Below are 21,945 nucleotides of genomic sequence, written 5' to 3' on the forward strand. Positions count from 1 at the left end.
TCCGAACGCTACCCAGCAGGTCAACGAGGTTTCAGCAGGTAGTCCACCACCGGCCGCAGTTCCTCCGCGGACGGCGGCTCGTCGTCGATGAGGCCCTGGATCAGCAGGCCGTCGATCCCGGCGAGGAACACCCGGAACGCGACCTCGTCGTCGTGCCGGACCATCGAGGTCAGCACGTCCAGCCAGCGCCGGGCGGCGGGCCGCAGCTCGGGTTTGCGCGCGGCCAGCAGGTACAGCTCGTACTCCGCCATCGTCCGCCCGCGGCGCGGGCCCAACGCCTCCGCGAGCAGCCCGGCGACCTCTTCCGCGCCGCGGCTGCCGCGCGACCGGGCGCGGTCGATCATCCAGTAGACCTCGGTCGCCATGTCCCGCGCGCACGAGATGAGGGTCGCGATCAGCAGGTCGTCGAGGCTCGAGAAGTGATAGGTCGTCGAAGCCGTCGGCACGCCCGCCTCGGCGGCGACCGTCCGATGGGTGACGCCGGCGACGCCGTCCCGTTCGATCACCCGCAACGCGGCCGCGATGATCTCCTCACGCCGCTTCTCACCCCTGGCCTTGCGGCCGTCGACCTGGATCTTCACTTAGTGCGCGCTCCCTGCCTCGATCAACACGACACCGCCGACCACCAGTACCAGACCGGCGATCACGGACAGGTTGACCGGTTCCTTGAAGAAGACGATGCCGACGGCCGCCACCAGCGCGACCCCGGCCGCGGCCCAGATCGCGTAGGCGACGCTCACCGGCACGCCCGCCTTCAGTACATACGCGAGCGCGACGAACGCGACGGCGTATCCGACGACCACGACGATCGACGGCCCCACCTTGCTGAAGCCCTCGGAAAGTTTCAACGACACCGTCGCGGATACCTCAGCGGCGATGGCCAAAGCCAGAAGGAGATACGCACCCATGTCACAAAAACTACCTGGACGATCGTCTTAAAACCAAGAGAGGCGTACACCACATCGGTGGGACTTGGGCGCGGTCAGTGGGTTACCCATCAGTAAGAAGCATTAGTCTGCCCGAACCACCACACGCTTCACTCGGACGAAAGGCACCCGACGATGGGCGCTGTACAGCTGACGCTCGGCGGGATCGCGGTCCTGCTCGGCGTCGTCGCCTGGGGAATGTTCTTCGCGACCATCGCCCGCTTCGTGCGGGTGATCCGCCTCGGTCAGCCGGACTCGACCCGCAACGGCCCGTTCATCCCGCGCATGAAGACCCTGATCAAGGAATTCGCCGCGCACACCCGGATGAACAAGGTCAAGAGCGTCGGCCCGGCGCACTGGCTGGTCATGTGGGGCTTCCTGATCGGGTCGCTCGCGCTGTTCGAGGCCTACGGCGAGGTCTTCGTCCCGACCTGGGGCTGGCCCATCCTCGACGACTGGTCGCTGTTCCAGCTGCTCATGGAGCTGCTCGGGGTCGGCACCATCGTCGGCATCCTGGTGCTGATCTGGGTCCGCCAGAAGAACCACCCGCGCCGCGCCGACCGGCAGTCCCGCTTCCAGGGCTCCAACTTCAAGTGGGCGTACTTCATCGAGGCCGTCGTGCTCATCGAGGGCATCGGCATCATCGGCGTCCGCGCCGCGAAGTCCGCGCTGAACGTCCACGAAACCCCGATCTGGGCGGCGTTCGTCTCACACCCCATCGGTGAGCTGCTGCCCGCCAGCCCGAACCTGGTCTCGGTGTTCGCCTTCGTCAAGCTGATGAGCGCGACGATCTGGCTGATCGTCATCGCGCGCACGATGACCATGGGTATCGCCTGGCACCGGTTCAGCGCCTTCTTCAACATCTACTTCAAACGCGAGGACGACGGCGGAGTCGCGCTGGGCGCGCTCAAGCCGATGATGAGCAACGGCAAGGTGCTCGACCTCGAAGAGGCGGACCCGGACGAGGACACCTTCGGCGTCGGCAAGATCGAGGACTTCAGCTGGAAGGGCTGGCTGGACTTCTCCACCTGCACCGAATGCGGCCGCTGCCAGTCGCAATGCCCCGCGTGGAACACCGGCAAGCCGCTCTCGCCGAAGCTGCTCATCACGCAGCTTCGCGACCACGCCTACGCGAAGGCGCCGTACCTGCTCGCAGGCGGCAAGCGCGACATGGCCGGTGACGAGGTCGGTCTGTCCGGCGACGACATGTACGCGGGTATCGACGTCCTCGCGATCGCCGAGTCCCAGAAGGCCCTCATCGGTGACGACGGTGGCGTCATCGACCCCGAGGTGCTGTGGTCCTGCACTTCGTGCGGCGCTTGCGTCGAGCAGTGCCCGGTGGACATCGAGCACGTCGACCACATCGTCGACATGCGCCGCTACCAGGTGATGATCGAGTCCGCGTTCCCCAGCGAGCTCAACGGGATGTTCAAGAACCTGGAGAACAAGGGCAACCCGTGGGGCCAGAACGCCAAGGACCGGCTCGCCTGGACCGAGGACCTGGACTTCGAGGTGCCGGTGTTCGACGGCGACCTCGGCGACACCGAGTACCTCTTCTGGGTCGGCTGCGCCGGCGCGTTCGAGGACCGCGCGAAGAAGACCACGCGGGCCGTCGCGGAGCTGCTGCACATCGCGGGCGTCAAGTACACCGTGCTCGGCTCGGAGGAGTCGTGCACCGGTGACCCGGCCCGCCGCGCGGGCAACGAGTTCCTGTTCCAGATGCTGGCGCAGCAGAACGTCGAGATCCTGAACTCGGTGTTCGAGGGCCGCGAACGCAAGGCGCGCAAGGTGGTCGTCACCTGTGCCCACTGCTTCAACACCCTCGCGAACGAGTACCCGGAGCTCGGCGGCCAGTTCGACGTCGTGCACCACACGCAGCTGCTCAACCGCCTGGTGCGGGAGAAGCACCTGACCCCGGTGGCCCCCGTCGCCGAGGACGTCACCTACCACGACCCGTGCTACCTGGGCCGCCACAACAAGGTCTACGACGCTCCGCGTGAGCTCGTCGGCGCTTCGGGCGCGCAGCTGCGCGAAATGCCGCGACACGGTGACCGCTCGATGTGCTGTGGCGCCGGTGGCGCGCGGATGTGGATGGAAGAGAAGATCGGCAAGCGGATCAACGTCGAGCGCGTCGACGAAGCGCTCGGCACCGCCCCGTCGAAGATCGCGACCGGTTGCCCGTTCTGCCGCGTGATGCTCACCGACGGCGTCACCGCGCGCCAGAGCGACGGGCAGGCGAGCGAGAAGGTCGAGGTCGTCGATGTCGCCCAGCTGCTGCTGACCGCCGTCAAGCGGAAGCCGGAGCCGCAACTGGTCCCGGCGGGAGCGCCCTCCCTGGACGCCGTCTCGGACGCCGAACTCGACGGAAAGGCCGACGTGCCCACCGACGAAACGGCCACCGGAACCCCGCTTCCGGAGGAAGACAAGTAGAACGTCACATCCGGAGGGAACATTCTCTCGCACATAATGCGAGAGAATGTTCCCTCTTGTTTTATGGCGTCCGGGCCATTCGGTCCCGTTACCCGTTCGGCGGTACACCGTGGCGATAGGCTGCAGCGGATCCGAAAAAAGGGGCGAGGAAATCGATGGGCAACCGGCACGAACTCCGCTCGGTCAAGGAACACCGGCTCGCGATGCCGGGGTCGCCGACCGTTCGCCCGCCCGCCCGCGTCCCTTCTTCCGCGGCATTCGCCAGGATGGCCCAGGAAGCGACCATCCCCAGCATCCCGGCCGCCCGGCGGCCGCCGCGGCAGGAACGCCGTCGCACACGCGTCCGCCCGTACGTCCGCACGGGCGGACGCACACAGTCCAAACGGAACTTCGCGATCGAAGCGATGATTTCCGTCCGGAACGACGCGCCGTGGAACGCGCCGGGGTTCAGCGTCGAATTCCATTCCGTGAGATCGCTGTGCAGGCGGCCGACTTCCGTCGCCGAAGTCGCCGCGGCCCTCAGCGTTCCACTGGGCGTTGCAAAGGTCCTTTTGGGTGATATGGCCGAACTCGGTTTGGTCACCGTTCATGAAACGCAGGCCGAATTCGACGGCCATCCGGCACTCGCCTTGATGGAACGTGTCCTGCAGGGTTTGCGTCGCCTGTGAGATCGGCGCACTCGCACTACGCTACGCGAGGTGAGTGAAGAATCCGGTGACGAAAGCACGCTGACCGTGGTGCTGGCGGGTGGGGTCAACCTCGCCATCGCCGTGCTGAAGCTGATCGCCGGGATCATCACCGGATCCGGCGCGATGCTGTCGGAAGCCGCGCACTCGGTGGCCGACACGATCACCGAGGTGCTCCTGCTGACCGCGCTGAAGCGGTCGGACCGGCCCGCCGACCGCGTCCACCCGTTCGGCTACGGCAAGGAGCGGTACTTCTGGTCGCTGCTCGCGGCGGTGTCGATCTTCGCCTCGGGCGCGATGTTCGCGCTCTACGAAGGCTTTTCGACGGTCTTCGGCGAGGCGACCGAGCAGACCGACCCGATCGTCGGCTACGTCGTCCTCGCGATCGCGTTCGCGCTCGAATCCGTCTCGTGGTTCCAGGCCGTGCGGCAGGTGCGCCGCGATGCCGCCGAATCGGGCCAGAAGGTCTCGGTCTACCTGCGGATGATCGACGATCCGGCGCCGAAGACCGTGCTGTTCGAGGATTCGGCCGCGCTGATCGGCCTGCTGCTCGCGTTCGCCGGGATCGGGCTGCACCAGCTCACCGGCTCGCACGTCTGGGACGGCGCGGCGTCGATCGCGATCGGTGTCCTGCTCGCGCTGGTCGCCTACCTGCTCGGCCGCACCAACCGGGGCCTGCTGATCGGCAGGCAGGCGGATCCGAGGCTGGTGCGCGCGGTGCGCGACCATCTGAGGAAGGCGCCCGAGATCGAAGCCGTCGTCGACCTGCAGACCATGCTGATGGGCACCGATCAGGTGCTCGTCTGCGCCCGCGTCGACTTCGACGACACGCTCGGCGCCGCGGAGGTCGAACGCGCCTGCGTCCGGATGGCGACCGAACTGACGGGGAGCTTCGGCGACGTCACCGAGGTGTTCATCGAACCCGTCCCACGCACGGACGCCGAGCTGCGCGCGGCCGTGCTCGCCCGCTACGGCGACTGGGACAAGGGTCAGTAACCGAAGTTCTGCGTCCAGTACATGCCCTTGGTGTTGACGCCGACGCCGATCTTCTTCAGCTTGCAGTTGAGGATGTTCGCGCGGTGGCCCTCGGAGTTCATCCAGGCGTCCATCACCTTGGCCGCGTTCGACTGGCCCTTGGCGATGTTCTCGGCGCCGGGCTTGTCGTAGCCCGCGGCGCGGATGCGCTGGTCGAACGTGACGCCTTCCGGTGTCGTGTGCGAGAAGTAGTTGCGGGCCGACATGTCGTCGCTGTGCCCCTGCGCCGCGGCGGCGAGATGCGGCTCGTTGCTCACCGGCGAGCAGCCGGCGTCGGCGCGCTCGGCGTTGACCAGGTCGATGACCTGTCCGGCGAGCGAGCTGTCCTGCGAACGCGGCGGTGCCGGCGCCTTGCTCGAAGTGGGCTTGGGAGCCTCGGAGGACTGGGCTGGCGGCTCGGCCGCGGCGGAAGACGAGCTGGGCGGCGCCGAGGATGACGTGGGAGCCGCCGAAGACGACGTCGGGGCAGGCGACCCGGGCGCGGGGCCGCCAGGGGCAGGGGCGGACGTCTGACCGAAGTAAGAGGGGGGCTTCGCGAGGGCGTCGCCGGGTCTGCCCTTGGTGTCGGGCACGCTGAGTGAGAGATTGCTCAGCGCGGTGCCCTGGAACCGGTCGGTCACCATCAGGTAGCTCGCGCTGGCGATCACCCCGCCCAGCAGGACACTGAGCGTGACTAGCAGTAACCGGCTTCGCGTTCTATTGGGGGACACGGGGCCGAAATTTATCACGAACCGGTTACGGCAATACCCCCGAAAGTAGTAATACCGGTCAGCGGCTCAGGCGGCCCGTGGAGTCGTGCGTGATCGCCGCCGCGTCGGCGAGGAACCGGACCACGGTCTCCAGCTCCCCGTCCGTGTAGTTCTCGCAGGCCTCGCGGACCGACTTCACCAGGTGATCCCACAGGGGCGCGGCCGAGGCCATCATCGCCCCGTCGATCTCGATGAGCACCTTTCGCCGATCCTCGGGATGCGGCTTCCGGGCGACGATCCGCTTGCTTTCGAGCCTGTCGATGAGCGCCGTGATCGACGCCGGCGCGAGCCCCGAAAGGTGCGACAGCGCCTTGGGCGTCTGCGGCCCGAAGCGGACGAGGTAGTCGGTGACCTTGCTTTCGACGGCCGAAAGGCCGCGCTGCTCGGCGATCGCCGTGTGGAACATGACCGTCTCCGTCGACAGCGCGCGCGCCCCGCCGAGGACCCGCTCGATCAGTTCCGCTCGCTCGCTTGACACATCGGCCAGCCTAGCGGAGTCTTTAGTTCGATAGAACGAATTAGTTTCTAAGATATTCGATGGGGTGAACGACATGGCGAAGGTACTGATCGCCGGCGGGGGTATCGCGGGCACGATCACGGCGATCGCACTGCACGAGACGGGCCACGAGCCGGTGATCCACGAGGCGTACGACCGGACCGCGGAAGGCGTCGGCGCGTTCCTGACCCTCGCGGTGAACGGTCTCGACGCTCTGGGACCGTTGGGACTGAAAAGCCTGGTCAAGAGCTTGGGATTCGATACACCACGGATCAAGATGCACCTCGGTGACGGACGTGAGCTGGCGGATTTCGCCCTCGGCGGGCAGCTCGAAGACGGCACGGTGAGCCAGACGGTGCTGCGCTCCGAGCTGTACGTCGGGCTACGCGACGAAGCCGTCAGACGCGGCATCGAGATCCGCTACGGCAAGCGTTTGGCCGACGCGCGCGAGACCGCTTCGGGGGTCCTCGCGACCTTCGAGGACGGCTCGTCGGCCGAGGGCGACCTGCTGATCGGCGCGGACGGACTGCGCTCGCGGGTGCGGACGATCATCGACCCGAAGGCGCCGTCACCGCGCTACGTGCCCTTGCTGAACACCGGCGGGCTGGCCGAGGGCCCGCGTTTGGACGACGAACCCGGCGTCATGCACATGACGTTCGGCAGGCGGCTGTTCTTCGCGCACGTCGTCCACCCGGACGGCGGCGTCTGGTGGTTCGCGAACGTGCCCCGGAAGCGTGAGCCGTCTCCGGCCGACCTCACCGTGCCGGCCACCTGGCGAGAGGACCTGATCCGGGGGTTGGCGGTGGATCGCACCCCGGCCGTCGAGATCGTGCGCGCGACGCGCGAGATCTACCGGCCGTGGGCGACGTACGACTTCCCGAGCGTGCCGGCCTGGCGGACCGACCGGATGGTCATCATCGGCGACGCCGCCCACGCGACCTCACCGGCGGCGGGGCAAGGCGCCGCGATGGCCATCGAGGACGCCGTCACGCTGGCGCGATGCCTGCGCGACGTGCCCTCGATCCCGAAGGCGCTCGCCGCCTACGAAGGGCTGCGGCGCGAGCGCGTCGAAGCCGTCGTCGAGCGCGGGAAGCGCAACGGCGACGACAAGGCGGTCGGGCCCGTCGGGCGGGTGATCCGGGACTTCTTCCTCACACGGGCGTTCAAGAACCCGCCGGCGGAGGATCCGAACGCCTTCATGTGGCGGCACCGGATCGATTGGAATGCCCCGGTCGCTTCTTAGCGCCAGGTGTCGACGCGGTGGAAGTTCTTGTACGCGCGGCTCGGCGTCGGGCCCCGCTGCCCCTGGTAACGCGAACCGGCCTCGTTCGAGCCGTACGGGAACTCCGCAGCGCTGGACAGGCGGAAGATGCAGAGCTGGCCGATCTTCATGCCGGGCCAGAGCGTGATCGGCAAGTTGGCGACGTTCGACAGCTCCAGCGTGATGTGACCGGAAAAGCCCGGGTCGATGAAGCCCGCGGTCGAGTGCGTGAGCAGGCCGAGCCGGCCGAGGGAGGACTTGCCCTCCAGGCGGCCGGCGAGGTCGTCGGCGAGCGTGACGGTCTCGTAGGTGGAGCCGAGGACGAACTCGCCCGGGTGAAGGACGAAGGGGTCTTCGCCCTCCTTCTCGACCAGCGAGGTCAGCTCGTCCTGCTGGAGCTGCGGGTCGATATGCGTGTACTTGCTGTTGTCGAACACGCGGAAGTAGCGGTCGAGTCGCACGTCGATGCTCGACGGCTGGACCATCGTCGGGTCGAACGGGTCGACGCCGAGACGGCCTGCGTCGAGCTCTTTACGGAGGTCACGGTCGCTGAGGAGCACGCGATCAGCGTAGTCAAGCGGCCTTCATGTGCCTGCCGTAGGTCGGGTCGAGCCCGAACACCTTGGTGACCTGCCGCAGGTAGTGGCGCCGTCCGGCGGCTCCGAGCAGTTCCTGGAGCGCCGTCGCTCCGGGCACCACCCGCCGGACGGTCTCGGCGGCGAAGTTGACGCCCGCCGCCGCGACCACCGCCGCCTGGGCGATCGGGTCGTCGGGCAGTTCGAGGAAGTCGGCGTTGGTCTTGCCCAGCAGGAGCCTGCTGATCGCGCCGTGCCCGGCGACCGACACGTGCGCGAGGACCTTGCCGAGCGCGCCGCGGCCCTCACCGATCCCGGCGTGGGATTTCATGAGCGCCGCGGCGAGGCGCTTGGAATCGTCGTCCGGGATGAACTCGGTGGTGGCGAGCAGCCACAGCAGACGCCAGGCGTCGTCCTCGCCGGCGGGCAGGAGCTCCTCGTCGACGCCCATCAGCCAGCCGACGTAACGCCAAAGGTGGAGGATGTCGGCGCGCTCACGGGCGCTGTAGCGGAGCCCGAGCAGTTGCGTGCCGAAGACGTAGACGAGCGAGAAGAGCAGGAGCGTGCCCGCGGTCTGGACCTGGTTGACCGGCTTGTCCCAAGCGGCGTAGTCCCAGTCCTTGCGGCGGTTCATGGCCGCGCGGACATGCGCGTGCACGATCCGCACCCGCAACGCGGATTCGTACCCGCGCCCGCCGGGCACCAACGCGCCCGGCGTCGTCACGTGGATCCACCACGTCGCCGTCTCGACGAGCCGCCGTGCCGCCTTGTACTCGATCTCGCCGGTGCCGACGAGCGACTTCGTGGCACGCGACGCGAGATAGCCGCCCATCAGCGAAACGTCGCCGAGCGGGAACAGGCCGAGCAACCCGGCGCGCGTGATCGCCCGCGCTCCGCGGTCCAGCCGGTCCGGGTCGACCCAGTAGGGCGTCGCCTCGACGTCGCGGAAGAAGGCTTCAAGCTCCTCCGGCGGACTCTCGACGCTGTCGATGCCTTGCCGCAGCGCCTGTTCGAACTGGGGCTGCGCGCCCTTACGCAGCAACGGCACCAGCACGTCGGCCGCCGGGTCCTCGCGCTGCGCGAACTGCCGCAACCGGGCGACCTGGCGCTCGTCGCCCCTGATGTCGCCCTCGATGAACAACCTCGACGCGACCCGGAACCCGCCTTGACGGAACAGTTCGGGATCAGGCAGCCGCTCGCCCATCCGGATCACCTCCGAGGTAGACAACAAGTGTTGTCACTTCTGGCGGCGACGTCAAGATGGGCGGGGTCTTGGCAAGGAGAGATCCGGGCCATGTATGCTGGCCGAGCACTGCGGATGTAGTTCAATGGTAGAACATCAGCTTCCCAAGCTGAATACGCGGGTTCGATTCCCGTCATCCGCTCAGATGCGAAAGCCCCAGGTCAGTGGTTGTCCACTTAGGACCTGGGGCTTTCGCTTTGCTTCGGAGTCCTGATGCCCGAGACCTTGCCGGAAGATCTCCGCGCCGACGTCGAGACGCTCTGGGACTACCACGACATGCGCCACGAGCTCCGGCCCGCCGACGTCGGCATCGGACTCGGCAGCCACGACCTCGGCGTCGCCACCTGTGCCGCGGAACTGTTCCACGCCGGGATGTTCCCGCGCATCGTCTTCACCGGGGCGAACGCGCCGACCACCGTCGAACGCTTCCCGCGCGGCGAAGCGGTGCACTATCGCGAACACGCGCTTGCGCTGGGCGTCCCGGATGACGCGATCCTGGTCGAGACCGAGGCTCGGAACACCGGGGACAACATCGAGTTCACGCGGCGGCTGTTAGAGCCGCATGGGGTCGGGTCGGTCGTTCTCATCTCCCGGCCGTATCAGCAACGGCGCGCCTACGCGACCGGCAAGAAGCTGTGGCCGGAGGTGGACGTCATCTGCGCTTCCCGGCCGTTGCCGCTGGATGACTACGTCGAGAGCATCGGCGACGTGGACCGGGTGATCAACATGCTTGTCGGTGATACGCAACGGATCACCGTCTACGCCGAGCGTGGTTTCGCTGTCCAGCAGGACATCCCGACCAGCGTCGCCGAGGCTTACGATCGTTTGGTCCAGGCGGGTTTCAGGGCACGCCTGCTCTGACGTTCGAGAATCGGGGGCTCCCTCGGGCGGTAACGTATCAAGCGGTGCCACGGCTTGGTGAGCGGGAGAAATCACCTCTCGCCAGGTCAGCCTTCAAGCGTTCGATCCACCGCCGAGTTCATGGCGGGCCAATCGCTTGGAACACCGTCCGAGGTCACGCTCGCCGTCGAACACACCGACCGCTCGAAAGCGACGACGCGGCGGCTCGGTTTCCGGCCACACCTCGGCCGGCCGGCTGAGGCCCTTGGTGTGGCGACGAGTCTCCTGACGGCCGAGAGCAGCCAGATCTGGGCCGTCACCAGTGATCATGCGCCCAGCGTAGCCGCGATCAGGCTCGACACCGACTTGAATCGGTACGATTTCGCTGCCGGGGACCCGTCCCTCGCCGAGTCGCTACCTTCTGGCGCGTGCGGAAAATGTCGAGCGACGGTACGGCCGTGGCCTTGCTCACCGTGGTGGCCGGGTCGCTGATCCTTCCGCTCCTCCTGGTCGGCGGGATCTTCCTCGTCATCGGCTTGAACACGGGCAGCACCCCGGGGCCGTACACCGTCGTTTTCGCCAAGGCGGGTGACGAATGCGGGGCGACAGGCCAATATCTCGACGCGTCCACAGGGGAACCGCTGAGGTGTATGGGTCCGGGAGTGCTGCGGGACGCCTCGCTCGAATTCCCCGGCTTCTCCCGCGAGCAGAACGACGAGATTCGCCGCTGGCTGGCGACGTTGGCGGAAGACGGCGAGCTGAGCGTCTTCGATCATCGTTCGGTCCAGGCCAAGATCGACGGGATCGCGGCCGGATTGCCGCCGGGGATCCGCGTCGAGCGGGAATCCGGCTCGACGCGGATCTGGATCGGCGCGGGTTTGACGATCGCCGGCCTGCTCTTGCTTTCCGGCTTCGTCTGGCGGTGGCGGCGGAACCGCCGGGCGGGTTGTTGATTACCGTGCCAGGTATGGAGATCCGCGAGTTCACCCAAGACGACTGGCCGCAGGTCTGGCCGATCGTGCGCGAAGTCGTGCGGTCGGCGGACACGTACACCTACGAACCGGACCTCACCGAGGACGCCGCCCGCGGTACCTGGGTCGAGACGCCACCGGGCCGGACGGTGGTCGCGGTCGAGGACGGCCGCGTGCTCGGAACGGCCAAGATGGGGCCGAACCGCGGCGGGCCCGGGTCGCATGTGGCGACGGCCAGTTTCATGGTCGACAAAGACTTGCGCGGCAAGGGTGTCGGGAGCGCGCTGTGCGCGAACGCCCTGGAGTGGGCCAGGGAACGGGGGTTCGCGGGGATGCAGTTCAACGCGGTCGCCGAATCGAACGTGGCCGGGATCCGGATCTACGAACGGCTCGGGTTCGAAATCGTCGGGACGGTGCCGGGCGCGTTCGAGCACCCGACGCTGGGGCGCATCGGGCTGCACGTCATGTACTGCGACCTGGGCTGAGTCAGCCTTCGACGAGTTCCCAAGGCGCGTCGGCGCTCGGCCGGTCGTACACCTGGCCGGGCGCGGCGCTCAGCACCAGGGCGACGTCCGGGTACAGCGTGACGGCGTGCTCCATTTCGAGGGCTTCGACCTCGAAGTCCTCGTTCTCCGGCACCTGGAATCCGACGAGCAGCCAGCTGCCGTCGGCCTCGCGGACGACCTGGCGCACGGCGCGGGCCGGGGCGGCCGGGTCGGTGGAGATCTCGGCGAGTTCGGTGCTCACCTGGACTTCCTCCAGTGGCGAGCCCGGATGCGTCCACGCGGCGAGGCGGGCGGCGCGCACCAGGAGGTCTTCCTCGTCGTCGTCCGAGTCGGCGACCGAACTCAGCAGCCACGCTCGCCGCTCCGGATCCCAGTCGGCGGCCATGCCGGTGGGGAGGCCGGCCAGCGCGGCGATCTCCGGGATGAGCTCCACCGCTTCCCGCAGCGGCAGCGCGCCGAACGCGTCCTTGTTCGCCTCCATGTCCTCGGAGAACTCGTTGCCGTCGCTGATGAACCAGTCACCGTCGTCGTCCAGGACGACGAACGCGAGGTTCGACGGATCCTCCACCAGCGACCGGGAGATGATCACCGGCGACTCGGGATCCTGACTCAGCGGCCAGTTCTCGCTCGACATGCTGGGCTCCCAACGGGGTTGTCCGGCTGTGGGGCACCATCCCACCACGACCGGCGGAAGCTCATTCGCTGAGGTCGTACTCGTCGACGTCGAGCGCGGCGGCGGCTTCGGCGAGGAACGCGAGCACGGCGGGCGAGAGATGCCAGCCGAACTCTTCGCCTCCGTCACGATGATGGAAGTAGCGCACCACCTGCAGCACCGCGCTCGCGCCTTCGTCCACCAGCCGCCGGATTTCCGGCCGGACCGGGGCGAGCCTGCCGATCACGCTCTCGATCTGGTCGTCGACCGGTTCCGAACCGCGATGCGTCACCTGCCAGGCGTGCATCCGCGGCAACCGGTGCTCGGGGGACCGCGAACCCAGTACCAGGACCTCGTCGGGCTCCATGCCGAGCCGCGCGGTGATCTCCCCGGCGGACACGGTTTCGCTCTTCAAGGCGAAGTAGCAGTACTGGTGGACCTTCATACGCCCGGCACCCTAGCTTTCGGGCAGGCTGACCAGGTGAAACGTGATCAATCGCTTATCGAACGGCTCGCCGGGGAGCGCAACGCCTGGTTGTGCACGCTCCGCGTGGACGGATCGCCGCACGTCACGCCGGTGTGGTTCGTGTACCTCGACGACGTCTTCTGGGTCGGCAGCGGGGAACGGAACGTCAAGGTGCGCAACATCGGCAACGATCCGCGCGTCAGCATCGCGCTGGAAGACGGCGACGCGCCCGTTGTCGCCGAAGGCACGGCACGCGTCCATCGCGGAGACCTGCGCGAAGACGTTCTCGCGGCCCTGGCGGCGAAGTACGACGGCTGGGCGGCGGGCGTGGAGGTCGAGCCGTTCGGCGCCAGGGTGCTGCTGGAAGTCCCCGTTAAGCGGTGGCTGCTCGCGGGTGTCGCCCAATAGTCTGGAAAGTCCGATACCGATCTTGGGATGGACGATGCTGACCGGTGAACTGATCCGCTTGCGCCCGCTGGAACCCGAGGACGCGGACACGCTGTGGCGCTGGCACAACGACCCGGAGGTCACGCGCTGGCTGCCTGCGGACCACCCGGAATCCCTCGCCCAGATCCGCGAACGCTTCGCCCGCCGGAAGCCGAACAGCTTCAGCCAGGTGGAGTTCGCGATCGAGAGCCTCGCCGTCGGCACCTTGATCGGCACCTGCACCCTGCGCGACGCCACGCCGGAAGGCGGCCGCGCGGAACTCGACATCTATCTCGGCGAGAAGGACCACTGGGGCGGCGGCTACGGCACCGACGCCATGCGCACCCTCTGCCGCTACGGCTTCGAGATGATGCGGCTGCACATGATCGCGCTGTGGGTCGTGGTCGACAACGAGGCCGCGATCCACATCTACAAGAAGCTCGGGTTCCAGGTGGACGGCAGGCATCGGCAGTCGTTCCGCGGCCAGAACGGCCAGTGGCACGACGAATACCTGATGAGCCTGCTCGAAGGGGAACTCCGCTAGTCGCTCAGTCCTTTCGTGAGCCTGGCGGGTGCTTTCCTCCGCCAGGCCTCCTCGATGAGTTCACGCAGCTGCGCCTTCTCGACCTTCTCCAGGTCGACGAGGATCGCGCCGTAGCCGTCGTAATGCGGCGTGGTGAAGTACGCGGGGTCTCCGGAGGCCAGCAGCGCCTCCTTCTCCGCGTGCTCGCACAGCAGCATCAGCCCGCCCTCGGCCTCGGTGCGCAGCCGGGCGAAACTCTTGCCCGCGACCTTGAGCGACGGCGTGCGGTACGAAGTGGACTCCTCGACCTCGGGCAGCCTGCCCGCCAGTTCCACGACTTCTTCCCAGGTCGTCATGGCGGCCATTGTGCCCTGGGTCACTGACAAAACCACCCCGTAGATGTCAGGAAAGGGCCGTTCAGGACGAAAAACGTCAGGAACGACCCTTTCATGACACTCGCGAGGGGTTACGGCAGGGCGGTGATCCGGTCCGCGGGCGGCGGAGCGATGCCCGGGTGCGCCCCGAAGTACGCGATCAGCGCGTCCAGGTCCACCGGACCACCCGACAGATCGGTCCCCTTCGTGAACTCGGTGAAGCCGTCCCCGCCGGCGGCGAGGAAGTTGTTCACCGAAACGCGGTACGACGCCGCCGGGTCGATCGGCGCGCCGTCGAGCGTGAGGTTCGAGACGCGCGAACCCTGGGCCGCCGACGCCGAGTACGAGTACTTCAGCGATTTCGAGATCTGCAGGATCCGCACGACGCCGTTGGCCTGCCACTGCTGTTCGAGCACGTTCTTCAGGTCGGCCCCGGTGAGCGTGATCGTCTGCATGATGTTCGCGAACGGCTGCACGGCGAACGCCTCGCCGTAGGTCACGACGCCGGCGCCCTCGCCGGCGGGCGAGGACAGGTAGGTGAAGTCCGTGCGGATCCCGCCCGGGTTCGTCATCGCGATCTGCGCGCCGTTCGACTTCGTGGCTTCGAGCTGGGCGTCCGCGATGACGTCGCCGAGCGGCGATTCACCGGAGGGGGCGCCCTTGGCGGACAGGTCCGCGGTGATGGTGCCGACGGCCTTGTTCGCGATCGGCGCGGCCTTGGCCTTGGCCTCGTCGATCAGGTCCTGCACGTCACGGTCCGGCTTCACGTCTTGGGTGACGATCTGGTTGTGCGCCTTGGTCTCACCACGGACGACGTCGAGGGTGCGGCGGTCGATCTTCAGGTCGACGACCGACAGCAGACGGCCGAACGACGCGCCCTGGATCACCGGGCGCGGTTTGCCCTCGGGGTCGTTGATCACGCAGTTGTACTGCTGGTGGCTGTGCCCGGTGAAGATCGCGTCCACTGTGGACGTCACCTTCTGCGCGATGGCCGTCGCGGCGCCCGGCTTGACCTTGCACTCGTCCGGACCGGCGGTCTCGGAGTTGTCGCCCTGGTGCAGCAGCACGACCTGCGCCTTGACCCCGAACAGGTCGAGCAGCTTGGCGGTGCGGTCGATGGCCTGGACCTCTTCGCCGAACTTCAGGCCCTTGATCGCCTCCGGGGTGACGACCTGCGGCAGATCCTTCAGCGTCGCGCCGATGACGCCGATCGGGACGCCTCCGGAGAACTCGATGCTGAACGGCAGCAACGCCGGGAAGCCGTTCTCGTAGTACACATTGGACCCGAGGAAGGGGAAGTTCGCGCCCTTGAAGGAGTCGCGGAACTGGCAGCCGTCGGTCGGGTGGCAGCCGCCGTGCTGCATGCGGCGGAGCTCCTTGAGACCTTCGTCGAATTCGTGGTTGCCCACCACGGAGGCCTCGACCCCGAGCCGGTTCAGCAGTGCGACGGTCGGCTCGTCGTGGAACAGCGCCGAGATCACCGGCGACGCGCCGATGCTGTCACCTGCCGACAGGACGATCGAGTTACGCGCTTCGCCTCGCAGCTTCTTCAGGTGCGTCGCGAGGTAGGCGGCACCGCCCGCGTTGACCGTCTTGCCGTCGGGGAGCGTGACACGGCCACTCGAACCGGACGGCGGTTCGAGGTTGCCGTGCAGATCGTTGAAGGTGATCAGCCGGACGTCGGTGGTCGCCGACGTGGCGGACGCGGGCGCGGCGACGGCGGCCAGCGCGGTCAGCGCGGCGCCGGCGACCACGGCCAGCCGGGTAGAGAGTTTCATGCTTCCTCCGATTCGCACGGCGGAGGAGTCTGCCTTGCGGATTTGACCTTCACCAGGGGAGAAAGCAGGACGATAGGCAAACGTCACATGGCGACGGGCAGCGAGAGACGTTCACGCCGCCGGGTGACGTCGTTCGGCATCGGCTCCAGTTCCCCGGTCGCGAGGAAACCGAGCCGCAGGTACAGCCGCCGCGCCTGGTCGTTGTCCTCGGCGACGTGCAGCCACACCTCGCGCGCGCCGTCTTCCTCGGCGGCCGACCGCACTTCACCCAGCAGCCTGGTGCCCAGCCCCTGGCGGCGGGCTTCGGGCGCGACCCACATCGAATAGAGGATCCAGCCGTCGTCGCGCGCCCGCCCGGCGACGAGACCCACCGCGCGCCCGTCGTCGAAGGCGGCGAACCAGGCGTCCCCGGCCAGCTTCGCGAGCCACTCCTCGTCGGACTGCGCGCGTTCGGCCGCGGCAATCGAGCCGTAGTTCTCGGGCGTGTCCGTCAGGGCACGCAGGCGGATCTCACGGAAGACTTCGAGGTCCGCGGGGATGAGCCGTCGCACGAGCACCATCCGGGCAGAATCCCACGTCCACCGGCGGATCGGGGAGCGAATATCGCCGATCGGCCAAGATCGGGGTCGGCCACTCGGCCGATCCGGCGCCGTCCGCCGCGGCCCATCGACCGAAGTGGCGGGCCCCTCGTGATCCATAACGTCGTGGTTATGACGAACGCACAGGTCACCGCCCTGCAGTACGGCTTGATCGGCTTCTTCGCGCTCTGGGCGACGGTGCTGATCCCGCAGCTGATCGTCCTGCACGCGCGGCACGGCCGAGTGCGGCTTCGTCCCGTCCTGACCGCGGCCGCCGTGCTGCTCTACGCCACCATGACCCTGGCGGTGACCTTCCTGCCGCTGCCGGGCCCCGGCGCCGGGCGGCTGAGCCAGACCGTGCAGCTGAACCCGTTCCAGTGGGTCACCGACATCCACACCGAACTGCTCAAGCACGGGCTGCCGGTGACCGACTGGTTCACCACCCAGACCTTCCAGCAGGCCACCATGAACGTGCTGCTGTTCGTCCCGCTCGGCTTCTTCGCCAGGACGCTCTGGAAGCGCGGCCTCGCCGGGACGACGCTGATCGGGCTCGCCGCGTCGCTGCTGATCGAGATCACGCAGCTGACCGCGAACTTCGGCACCGCGCCCTACGTCTACCGGATCTTCGACGTCGACGACCTGCTCAACAACACCGCCGGTGCGATGCTCGGCTGGATCGCCGGGGCGCTGCTGCTCAGCCTCGTGCGGAAGCCCGTGCCTTCAACGGTCGAGATGCAGCCGCTGCGTGGCGAGCGGGTCGACCTCGCCCAGGTCCGCTAGCCTCGCCCGCCGTCGCTGGGCCGCGCGCCGCGCGGCCCGCCGGTCTTCCGCGATCACCAGCACGGTGGCCACCACGAAGATCAACGCGACCAGGCCGAGGATGAGCGAGAGCTGCAAAACGCCTCCTCGATACGACCTTGTGTGCGAGATCACAAACAGTACGCATGTCGTGGTGAGTTGACCACCCCTTGAGACGAAAGTGGGTGTCCCAGGTCACGCGGGGGTCGCCGAGAACCAGGTGCGGTCTTCGGTGCACCAGCGCTCGAAGACCAGGCCCGCCCTGGTCAGTGCGGCGTTCAGGGTCTCGACGTCCAGCCGGCGGCAGGTGAAGGGCTGGCTCCAGGAGCGGCCCTCCGCCGAGTACCGCACGACGGCCGACAGCAGGTCGCCGTCACGGACGACCTGGTCGAGCCGGACGCCGACCCGGCCGAGCGTGCCGCCCTGGCCCTCGCGCACCGACTCGAACCACGCCGGCGGATGCCATTCGACGAGTACCCGGCCGCCGGGCGCGACATGGGCGCGAGCGGTGGACAGGAAAGCCTCGCGATCGACCGCGGAGGTGGTGTTGACCAGGTGACTGCCGAGCAGCACAGCGTCGAAGACCTGTTCGAGCCGTAGTTCCTCGATCTTCGAACACACCTTGTCCCCGCGGACGTGGGCGAGCATCTCCGGCGAGTCGTCCACCGCGACCACCTGATGTCCCAGGTCCAGCAGCGCGTGCGTGATCCGCCCGGTGCCGCTGCCGAGCTCCAGGATCGAGGAGCCTTCCGGGATCGCCGCGTGCACGATCCCCGGCTCGTCGCCGGGCGGCAGCAGCCGGTACACCTCGACCGCGCAGCCGTCGGCCGTGAACGCCCCGTGATCCATACCCGCCAGAGTGCCGGAAACTGGCGGGGTGAGGACCAAACCGACCAAGGACGAGCTGGCCGCCGCCTACGGCAAGACCATCGACGACGTCATCGCGCCCGATCTGGACGTGCTGTTCTGCGGGATCAACCCCGGCCTCTACTCGGGCGCGCTCGGCCTGCACTTCGCCAGGCCGGGGAACCGGTTCTGGCCCGCGCTGCATCGCGGCGGCTTCACTCCGCGCCTGCTCGACCCCAGCGAGCAGCACGAACTGCTCGGCCTCGGCCTCGGCATCACGAACGTCGTCGCGCGGACGACGGCGCGGGCCGACGAGCTCACGCCGGACGAATTCCGCGACGGCGGGCGGCTCCTCGCGGCGAGGGTCGCCGAATACCGGCCACGCTGGCTCGCCGTGGTCGGGATCACGGCCTTCCGGACGGCGTTCGGACTGCCGAAGGCGAAGGTCGGCCCCCAGGACGACGAGATCGGCGGGGCACGGGTCTGGGTCCTGCCCAATCCCAGCGGGCTGAACGCGCATTGGACCCCGGCGGCGCTCGGAGACGAGTTCGGGCGCCTTCGTGGCGAGGTCCACTCTGAGTAGTGAACGCGCCAAGTTCCACCCTCGGCGCGCTCATTCGAGCCGGAGATCCACAACCAGCCGATACACAGAGTTTGCCGCGACGGGCGGATACATCTATGAGGGGGATATCGCGTCACGGGCTCCGACCTACTGACTCGTAATAGTTACGAGGTGTCATCTCTGTCCGGTCCCGCAGGGGGGACCGGTTGTCGAGGGTGACCGCGCCGGGGGGCGGTGGTCACCGAATGGGTTTGCGAGCCCTCTCGTCCGGAGATGGCGGGCAGGAAAACGGAGGGGTCCGTGATGCGAAGCATCGAGCCGAACCGAACGCAGGCCGGCAGGCCGGGCGGACTGTCACCAGGCGGCCGCGGACTCGGCGTGGCCGCCGTCGATCCGATCCCGATCTTCTGCGAGGGCCTGAGCTCGCTGGTCCACCGCACACCGGGCCTGCAGTGGCTCGGGCACGCGGCGAGCCACCACGCGGCGCTCCAGCTGTGCGAACAGCTCAAACCGGACGTCATCGTGCTGGATTCGGCGCTCGACCCGAACTGCCACCTGTCCCGCCTGCTCAGCGGCGGCGACCCGGCCCTGGTCATCATCACGATGATCAGGGACACCAACCGCACCCAGCAGTACCTCGCCGCGGCGATCGCGGCCGGCGTGCACGCGATCGTGCCGCGGGCCACCGACGGGCGGCATCTGGCCGAGGCGATCCGGCGCGCGCACAGCGACCGCCGTTACATCGACCCGACGCTGGCGGCGCTGACCGCGCGGCCGAAACGCCAGCCCATGATCCCGAAGCCGGGCGAAGCCCCCAAACCGGCGACCGCGCGCGGCCTGATGCCGCTGTCCCGCCGCGAGTACCAGGTCCTGCAACTGGTGGCGGAGGGTCTGGAGAACTCCGGGATCGCGAAGATCCTGTTCCTGTCCGTGGAAACGGTGCGGACGCACGTCAAGAGCATCCTGCGCAAGCTGTCCGCCCGCGACCGGACACACGCGGTGACGATCGCGTTCCGTTCCGGCATCCTGGTCACGAACCCCGACGACGCGCACACCCCGGCCGAGGCGCCCGCGGCCACTTCGATCGCGCCGTCATCCCGCTGAACCGGCACCGAGACCCCCCGTATTGCTGATTTACACATCACAACAGTGGCCATTCACTTGCCGCCGGTTACCCACAGGTAATATCCTGAAGTTACCGGCGAGTAGGGGACGTGTGCCCGGCCGGGGAGCCGAACACATTGGAGTGACGAAATGGGCCACTACAAGAGCAACGTCCGAGACCTGGAGTTCAACCTCTTCGAGGTCCTCGGCGTGCAGGACCGCCTCGGCAAGGGCGTCCTCGCGGAATCCGACGAGGAGACCGCCCGCGGCGTGCTGACCGAGCTGAACAAGCTCGCTTCCGGTCCCCTCGCCGACTCGTACGCCGACGCGGACCGCAACCCGCCGGTGTACGACCCGAAGACCTTCTCGGTGAAGATCCCCGAGTCGTTCAAGAAGAGCTACCAGGCGCTGATGGACGGCGAATGGTGGCGGCTGGGCCTGCCGAACGAGCTGGGCGGCTTCGGCCTGCCCCCGACCGTGCAGTGGGCCGCGGCCGAGCTGATCCTCGGCGCCAACGCGCCGCTGTTCATGTACATGGCGGGCCCGAACTTCGCCGGCATCGTCGACAAGAACGGCACCGACGAGCAGAAGCGCTGGGCGCAGATCATGATCGACCGCGGCTGGGGCGCCACCATGGTGCTCACCGAGCCCGACGCCGGTTCCGACGTCGGCGCCGGCCGCGCCAAGGCCGTCAAGCAGGAGGACGGCTCCTGGCACATCGACGGCGTGAAGCGGTTCATCACCTCGGCCGAGAACGACATGGTCGAGAACATCATGCACCTGGTGCTGGCCCGCCCCGAGGGTCCCGGCATCGAGACCAAGCCCGGCACCAAGGGCCTTTCGCTCTTCCTCGTGCCGAAGTTCCACTTCGACGGCGAGACCGGTGAGCTGGGCGAGCGCAACGGCGCCTTCGTCACCAACGTCGAGCACAAGATGGGCATCAAGGCCTCCACCACCTGCGAGCTGACCTTCGGCCAGCACGGCACGCCCGCCAAGGGCTGGCTGCTCGGCGAGGTGCACGACGGCATCGCGCAGATGTTCCAGGTCATCGAGTACGCCCGCATGATGGTCGGCACGAAGGCCATCGCGACGCTGTCGACCGGCTACCTCAACGCGCTCGAGTACGCCAAGGAGCGCGTCCAGGGCGCCGACCTGCCGAACATGCTGAACAAGGCGGCGCCGCGCGTCACCATCACCCACCACCCGGACGTCCGCCGCTCGCTGATGCTGCAGAAGGCGTACGCCGAGGGCCTGCGCGCGGTGTACCTCTACACGGCGACCTTCCAGGACCAGGTGTGGACCGGCGAGGGCGACGAGGCTTCGCAGAAGGTCGCGCACGGCGTCAACGACCTGCTGCTGCCGATCGTCAAGGGCGTCGGCTCCGAGCGCGCGACCGAGCAGCTCGTGCAGTCGCTGCAGACCCTCGGCGGGTCGGGCTTCCTGCAGGACTACCCGATCGAGCAGTACATCCGCGACGCGAAGATCGACTCGCTGTACGAAGGCACCACGGCCATCCAGTCGCTGGACTTCTTCTTCCGCAAGATCGTCCGCGACAAGGGTGCTTCGCTGGCCTACGTCGCCGGGGAGATCACGAAGACCATCGAGTCCGAGATCGGCAACGGGCGGCTCAAGAACGAGCGCGGTCTGCTCAAGCAGGCGCTCGAAGACACCCAGGGCATGCTCGGCTCGCTGATCGGCTACCTGACCTCGTCGCAGGAGGACCCGCAGAACATCAACAAGGTCGGCCAGCACACGGTCCGCCTGCTGATGTCGGTCGGCGACCTGCTCATCGGCTGGCAGCTCATCAAGCACGCCGAGGTCGCCATCGGCAAGCTCGACTCGGGCGCGTCCGCGAAGGACGTCCCGTTCTACGAGGGCAAGCTCGCCGTGGCGTCGTTCTTCGCGAAGAACGTGCTGCCGGAGCTGACGTCGCGCCGCGCGATCGTCGAGGCCGCGGACAACAGCCTCATGGACATCCCCGAAGCCGCGTTCTAAACGGTTTCGTGACGAAGAGCCCTCTCCGGCCAGGAGGGGGCTCTTCGTGGTTTCGAGGGAGTTTCGGCCGGGCATCTCCGTGCTGAGTCCGCCCTCACGGCGGTGACCTCGGCAAAGGAGTCTCA

General features: G+C 67.9%; 27 protein-coding genes and 1 tRNA gene. 14 read left to right on the top strand and 14 right to left on the bottom strand.

Annotation, left to right across the window (positions count from 1 at the left end):
- Positions 1 to 20: 20 nt before the first annotated feature.
- Positions 21 to 581, bottom strand: coding sequence for a TetR/AcrR family transcriptional regulator (locus ACOCEP_RS10095; RefSeq protein ID WP_016338154.1), 561 nt, complete (start codon positions 579 to 581; stop codon positions 21 to 23).
- A complete protein-coding gene (locus tag ACOCEP_RS10100; RefSeq protein WP_482337008.1) occupies positions 582 to 908 on the bottom strand; it encodes a DMT family transporter in 327 nt (108 codons plus the stop codon).
- A 153-nt stretch (positions 909 to 1,061) separates the two neighbouring features.
- Between ACOCEP_RS10100 and ACOCEP_RS10105 the strand changes: the two genes are divergently transcribed.
- The 3 genes from ACOCEP_RS10105 to ACOCEP_RS10115 all read left to right on the top strand — a co-directional run bounded on the left by ACOCEP_RS10105 (position 1,062) and on the right by ACOCEP_RS10115 (position 5,038).
- On the top strand, positions 1,062 to 3,356 hold the full coding sequence (locus tag ACOCEP_RS10105) for a (Fe-S)-binding protein (RefSeq protein WP_482337009.1): 2,295 nt from the start codon (positions 1,062 to 1,064) through the stop codon (positions 3,354 to 3,356).
- 155 nt (positions 3,357 to 3,511) lie between these two features.
- Positions 3,512 to 4,024: a DUF742 domain-containing protein gene (locus tag ACOCEP_RS10110; RefSeq protein WP_482337010.1), complete on the top strand. Its 513-nt coding sequence runs from the start codon at positions 3,512 to 3,514 to the stop codon at positions 4,022 to 4,024.
- Between the two features lie 30 nt (positions 4,025 to 4,054).
- Entirely contained in the window at positions 4,055 to 5,038 is a 984-nt protein-coding gene (locus tag ACOCEP_RS10115; protein ID WP_482337011.1) for a cation diffusion facilitator family transporter, read from the top strand.
- On the opposite strand, the gene ACOCEP_RS10120 is transcribed toward ACOCEP_RS10115, so the two are convergent.
- On the bottom strand, positions 5,032 to 5,724 hold the full coding sequence (locus ACOCEP_RS10120; protein WP_482339669.1) for a CAP domain-containing protein: 693 nt from the start codon (positions 5,722 to 5,724) through the stop codon (positions 5,032 to 5,034). The genes ACOCEP_RS10115 and ACOCEP_RS10120 overlap by 7 nt on opposite strands.
- A gap of 121 nt (positions 5,725 to 5,845) precedes the next feature.
- Positions 5,846 to 6,304: a MarR family winged helix-turn-helix transcriptional regulator gene (locus tag ACOCEP_RS10125; protein ID WP_482337012.1), complete on the bottom strand. Its 459-nt coding sequence runs from the start codon at positions 6,302 to 6,304 to the stop codon at positions 5,846 to 5,848.
- Between the two features lie 73 nt (positions 6,305 to 6,377).
- On the opposite strand from ACOCEP_RS10125, the gene ACOCEP_RS10130 reads away from it, so the two are divergent.
- Complete coding sequence (locus ACOCEP_RS10130; RefSeq protein ID WP_482337013.1) at positions 6,378 to 7,565, top strand: FAD-dependent oxidoreductase; 1,188 nt, start codon at positions 6,378 to 6,380, stop codon at positions 7,563 to 7,565.
- On the opposite strand, the gene dcd is transcribed toward ACOCEP_RS10130, so the two are convergent.
- Entirely contained in the window at positions 7,562 to 8,143 is a 582-nt protein-coding gene (gene dcd, locus ACOCEP_RS10135; protein WP_125679521.1) for a dCTP deaminase, read from the bottom strand. The genes ACOCEP_RS10130 and dcd overlap by 4 nt on opposite strands.
- Before the next feature lie 13 nt (positions 8,144 to 8,156).
- Positions 8,157 to 9,362: an oxygenase MpaB family protein gene (locus ACOCEP_RS10140; protein ID WP_482337014.1), complete on the bottom strand. Its 1,206-nt coding sequence runs from the start codon at positions 9,360 to 9,362 to the stop codon at positions 8,157 to 8,159.
- Positions 9,363 to 9,472: 110 nt separating this feature from the next.
- On the opposite strand from ACOCEP_RS10140, the gene ACOCEP_RS10145 reads away from it, so the two are divergent.
- Positions 9,473 to 9,543: transfer RNA gene (locus tag ACOCEP_RS10145), tRNA-Gly, on the top strand.
- 71 nt (positions 9,544 to 9,614) lie between these two features.
- Positions 9,615 to 10,262: a YdcF family protein gene (locus ACOCEP_RS10150; RefSeq protein ID WP_482337015.1), complete on the top strand. Its 648-nt coding sequence runs from the start codon at positions 9,615 to 9,617 to the stop codon at positions 10,260 to 10,262.
- Between the two features lie 93 nt (positions 10,263 to 10,355).
- Here ACOCEP_RS10150 and ACOCEP_RS10155 read toward each other — a convergent pair whose 3' ends face one another.
- On the bottom strand, positions 10,356 to 10,571 hold the full coding sequence (locus ACOCEP_RS10155) for a hypothetical protein (protein WP_482337016.1): 216 nt from the start codon (positions 10,569 to 10,571) through the stop codon (positions 10,356 to 10,358).
- 107 nt (positions 10,572 to 10,678) lie between these two features.
- Here ACOCEP_RS10155 and ACOCEP_RS10160 point away from each other — a divergent pair, with 107 nt between their 5' ends.
- Both ACOCEP_RS10160 and ACOCEP_RS10165 read left to right on the top strand, forming a co-directional pair.
- Complete coding sequence (locus tag ACOCEP_RS10160) at positions 10,679 to 11,194, top strand: hypothetical protein (protein WP_482339670.1); 516 nt, start codon at positions 10,679 to 10,681, stop codon at positions 11,192 to 11,194.
- 14 nt (positions 11,195 to 11,208) lie between these two features.
- Positions 11,209 to 11,697, top strand: coding sequence for a GNAT family N-acetyltransferase (locus tag ACOCEP_RS10165; protein WP_482337017.1), 489 nt, complete (start codon positions 11,209 to 11,211; stop codon positions 11,695 to 11,697).
- 1 nt (position 11,698) lies between these two features.
- On the opposite strand, the gene ACOCEP_RS10170 is transcribed toward ACOCEP_RS10165, so the two are convergent.
- Positions 11,699 to 12,352: a hypothetical protein gene (locus tag ACOCEP_RS10170; protein ID WP_482337018.1), complete on the bottom strand. Its 654-nt coding sequence runs from the start codon at positions 12,350 to 12,352 to the stop codon at positions 11,699 to 11,701.
- Positions 12,353 to 12,413: 61 nt separating this feature from the next.
- Positions 12,414 to 12,815 (bottom strand): DUF4279 domain-containing protein, encoded by a 402-nt coding sequence (locus tag ACOCEP_RS10175; RefSeq protein ID WP_482337019.1) that lies wholly within the window; start codon positions 12,813 to 12,815, stop codon positions 12,414 to 12,416.
- A 36-nt stretch (positions 12,816 to 12,851) separates the two neighbouring features.
- On the opposite strand from ACOCEP_RS10175, the gene ACOCEP_RS10180 reads away from it, so the two are divergent.
- Complete coding sequence (locus tag ACOCEP_RS10180; RefSeq protein WP_482337020.1) at positions 12,852 to 13,244, top strand: pyridoxamine 5'-phosphate oxidase family protein; 393 nt, start codon at positions 12,852 to 12,854, stop codon at positions 13,242 to 13,244.
- A gap of 34 nt (positions 13,245 to 13,278) precedes the next feature.
- Positions 13,279 to 13,806 (top strand): GNAT family N-acetyltransferase, encoded by a 528-nt coding sequence (locus ACOCEP_RS10185; RefSeq protein WP_482337021.1) that lies wholly within the window; start codon positions 13,279 to 13,281, stop codon positions 13,804 to 13,806.
- On the opposite strand, the gene ACOCEP_RS10190 is transcribed toward ACOCEP_RS10185, so the two are convergent.
- From ACOCEP_RS10190 to ACOCEP_RS10200, 3 genes are all read right to left on the bottom strand, one after another.
- Complete coding sequence (locus ACOCEP_RS10190; RefSeq protein WP_482337022.1) at positions 13,803 to 14,141, bottom strand: MmcQ/YjbR family DNA-binding protein; 339 nt, start codon at positions 14,139 to 14,141, stop codon at positions 13,803 to 13,805. The genes ACOCEP_RS10185 and ACOCEP_RS10190 overlap by 4 nt on opposite strands.
- 110 nt (positions 14,142 to 14,251) lie before the next feature.
- Positions 14,252 to 15,937, bottom strand: coding sequence for a bifunctional metallophosphatase/5'-nucleotidase (locus ACOCEP_RS10195; RefSeq protein ID WP_482337023.1), 1,686 nt, complete (start codon positions 15,935 to 15,937; stop codon positions 14,252 to 14,254).
- Between the two features lie 83 nt (positions 15,938 to 16,020).
- On the bottom strand, positions 16,021 to 16,497 hold the full coding sequence (locus ACOCEP_RS10200) for a GNAT family N-acetyltransferase (RefSeq protein WP_482337024.1): 477 nt from the start codon (positions 16,495 to 16,497) through the stop codon (positions 16,021 to 16,023).
- Positions 16,498 to 16,647: 150 nt separating this feature from the next.
- Here ACOCEP_RS10200 and ACOCEP_RS10205 point away from each other — a divergent pair, with 150 nt between their 5' ends.
- A complete protein-coding gene (locus tag ACOCEP_RS10205) occupies positions 16,648 to 17,295 on the top strand; it encodes a VanZ family protein (protein WP_482337025.1) in 648 nt (215 codons plus the stop codon).
- Here ACOCEP_RS10205 and ACOCEP_RS10210 read toward each other — a convergent pair.
- On the bottom strand, positions 17,236 to 17,412 hold the full coding sequence (locus ACOCEP_RS10210) for a hypothetical protein (RefSeq protein WP_378435079.1): 177 nt from the start codon (positions 17,410 to 17,412) through the stop codon (positions 17,236 to 17,238). The genes ACOCEP_RS10205 and ACOCEP_RS10210 overlap by 60 nt on opposite strands.
- Positions 17,413 to 17,508: 96 nt before the next feature.
- Positions 17,509 to 18,162: a class I SAM-dependent methyltransferase gene (locus ACOCEP_RS10215; RefSeq protein WP_482337026.1), complete on the bottom strand. Its 654-nt coding sequence runs from the start codon at positions 18,160 to 18,162 to the stop codon at positions 17,509 to 17,511.
- Between the two features lie 28 nt (positions 18,163 to 18,190).
- Between ACOCEP_RS10215 and mug the strand changes: the two genes are divergently transcribed.
- The 3 genes from mug to ACOCEP_RS10230 all read left to right on the top strand — a co-directional run bounded on the left by mug (position 18,191) and on the right by ACOCEP_RS10230 (position 21,820).
- Positions 18,191 to 18,742, top strand: a complete 552-nt coding sequence (gene mug, locus ACOCEP_RS10220; RefSeq protein ID WP_482337027.1) for a G/U mismatch-specific DNA glycosylase — start codon at positions 18,191 to 18,193, stop codon at positions 18,740 to 18,742.
- A gap of 282 nt (positions 18,743 to 19,024) precedes the next feature.
- A complete protein-coding gene (locus ACOCEP_RS10225) occupies positions 19,025 to 19,825 on the top strand; it encodes a response regulator transcription factor (RefSeq protein WP_482337028.1) in 801 nt (266 codons plus the stop codon).
- A gap of 150 nt (positions 19,826 to 19,975) precedes the next feature.
- Positions 19,976 to 21,820, top strand: a complete 1,845-nt coding sequence (locus ACOCEP_RS10230; protein WP_482337029.1) for an acyl-CoA dehydrogenase — start codon at positions 19,976 to 19,978, stop codon at positions 21,818 to 21,820.
- Positions 21,821 to 21,945: the final 125 nt, after the last annotated feature.

It is taken from the genome of Amycolatopsis sp. CA-211722 (genome assembly GCF_056828465.1).

Bases quoted from the DNA above. Each gene is read 5' to 3' on its own strand.
- ACOCEP_RS10190 (WP_482337022.1), bottom strand. From the start codon at position 14,141: ATGACGACCTGGGAAGAAGTCGTGGAACTGGCGGGCAGGCTGCCCGAG.
- ACOCEP_RS10165 (WP_482337017.1), top strand. From the start codon at position 11,209: ATGGAGATCCGCGAGTTCACCCAAGACGACTGGCCGCAGGTCTGGCCG.
- ACOCEP_RS10140 (WP_482337014.1), bottom strand. From the start codon at position 9,362: ATGGGCGAGCGGCTGCCTGATCCCGAACTGTTCCGTCAAGGCGGGTTC.
- ACOCEP_RS10110 (WP_482337010.1), top strand. From the start codon at position 3,512: ATGGGCAACCGGCACGAACTCCGCTCGGTCAAGGAACACCGGCTCGCG.
- ACOCEP_RS10225 (WP_482337028.1), top strand. From the start codon at position 19,025: ATGCGAAGCATCGAGCCGAACCGAACGCAGGCCGGCAGGCCGGGCGGA.
- ACOCEP_RS10205 (WP_482337025.1), top strand. From the start codon at position 16,648: ATGACGAACGCACAGGTCACCGCCCTGCAGTACGGCTTGATCGGCTTC.
- ACOCEP_RS10155 (WP_482337016.1), bottom strand. From the start codon at position 10,571: ATGATCACTGGTGACGGCCCAGATCTGGCTGCTCTCGGCCGTCAGGAG.
- ACOCEP_RS10215 (WP_482337026.1), bottom strand. From the start codon at position 18,162: ATGGATCACGGGGCGTTCACGGCCGACGGCTGCGCGGTCGAGGTGTAC.
- ACOCEP_RS10230 (WP_482337029.1), top strand. From the start codon at position 19,976: ATGGGCCACTACAAGAGCAACGTCCGAGACCTGGAGTTCAACCTCTTC.
- ACOCEP_RS10160 (WP_482339670.1), top strand. From the start codon at position 10,679: ATGTCGAGCGACGGTACGGCCGTGGCCTTGCTCACCGTGGTGGCCGGG.
- ACOCEP_RS10185 (WP_482337021.1), top strand. From the start codon at position 13,279: ATGCTGACCGGTGAACTGATCCGCTTGCGCCCGCTGGAACCCGAGGAC.
- ACOCEP_RS10170 (WP_482337018.1), bottom strand. From the start codon at position 12,352: ATGTCGAGCGAGAACTGGCCGCTGAGTCAGGATCCCGAGTCGCCGGTG.
- ACOCEP_RS10100 (WP_482337008.1), bottom strand. From the start codon at position 908: ATGGGTGCGTATCTCCTTCTGGCTTTGGCCATCGCCGCTGAGGTATCC.
- ACOCEP_RS10150 (WP_482337015.1), top strand. From the start codon at position 9,615: ATGCCCGAGACCTTGCCGGAAGATCTCCGCGCCGACGTCGAGACGCTC.
- ACOCEP_RS10195 (WP_482337023.1), bottom strand. From the start codon at position 15,937: ATGAAACTCTCTACCCGGCTGGCCGTGGTCGCCGGCGCCGCGCTGACC.
- ACOCEP_RS10175 (WP_482337019.1), bottom strand. From the start codon at position 12,815: ATGAAGGTCCACCAGTACTGCTACTTCGCCTTGAAGAGCGAAACCGTG.
- ACOCEP_RS10130 (WP_482337013.1), top strand. From the start codon at position 6,378: ATGGCGAAGGTACTGATCGCCGGCGGGGGTATCGCGGGCACGATCACG.
- ACOCEP_RS10105 (WP_482337009.1), top strand. From the start codon at position 1,062: ATGGGCGCTGTACAGCTGACGCTCGGCGGGATCGCGGTCCTGCTCGGC.
- ACOCEP_RS10200 (WP_482337024.1), bottom strand. From the start codon at position 16,497: ATGGTGCTCGTGCGACGGCTCATCCCCGCGGACCTCGAAGTCTTCCGT.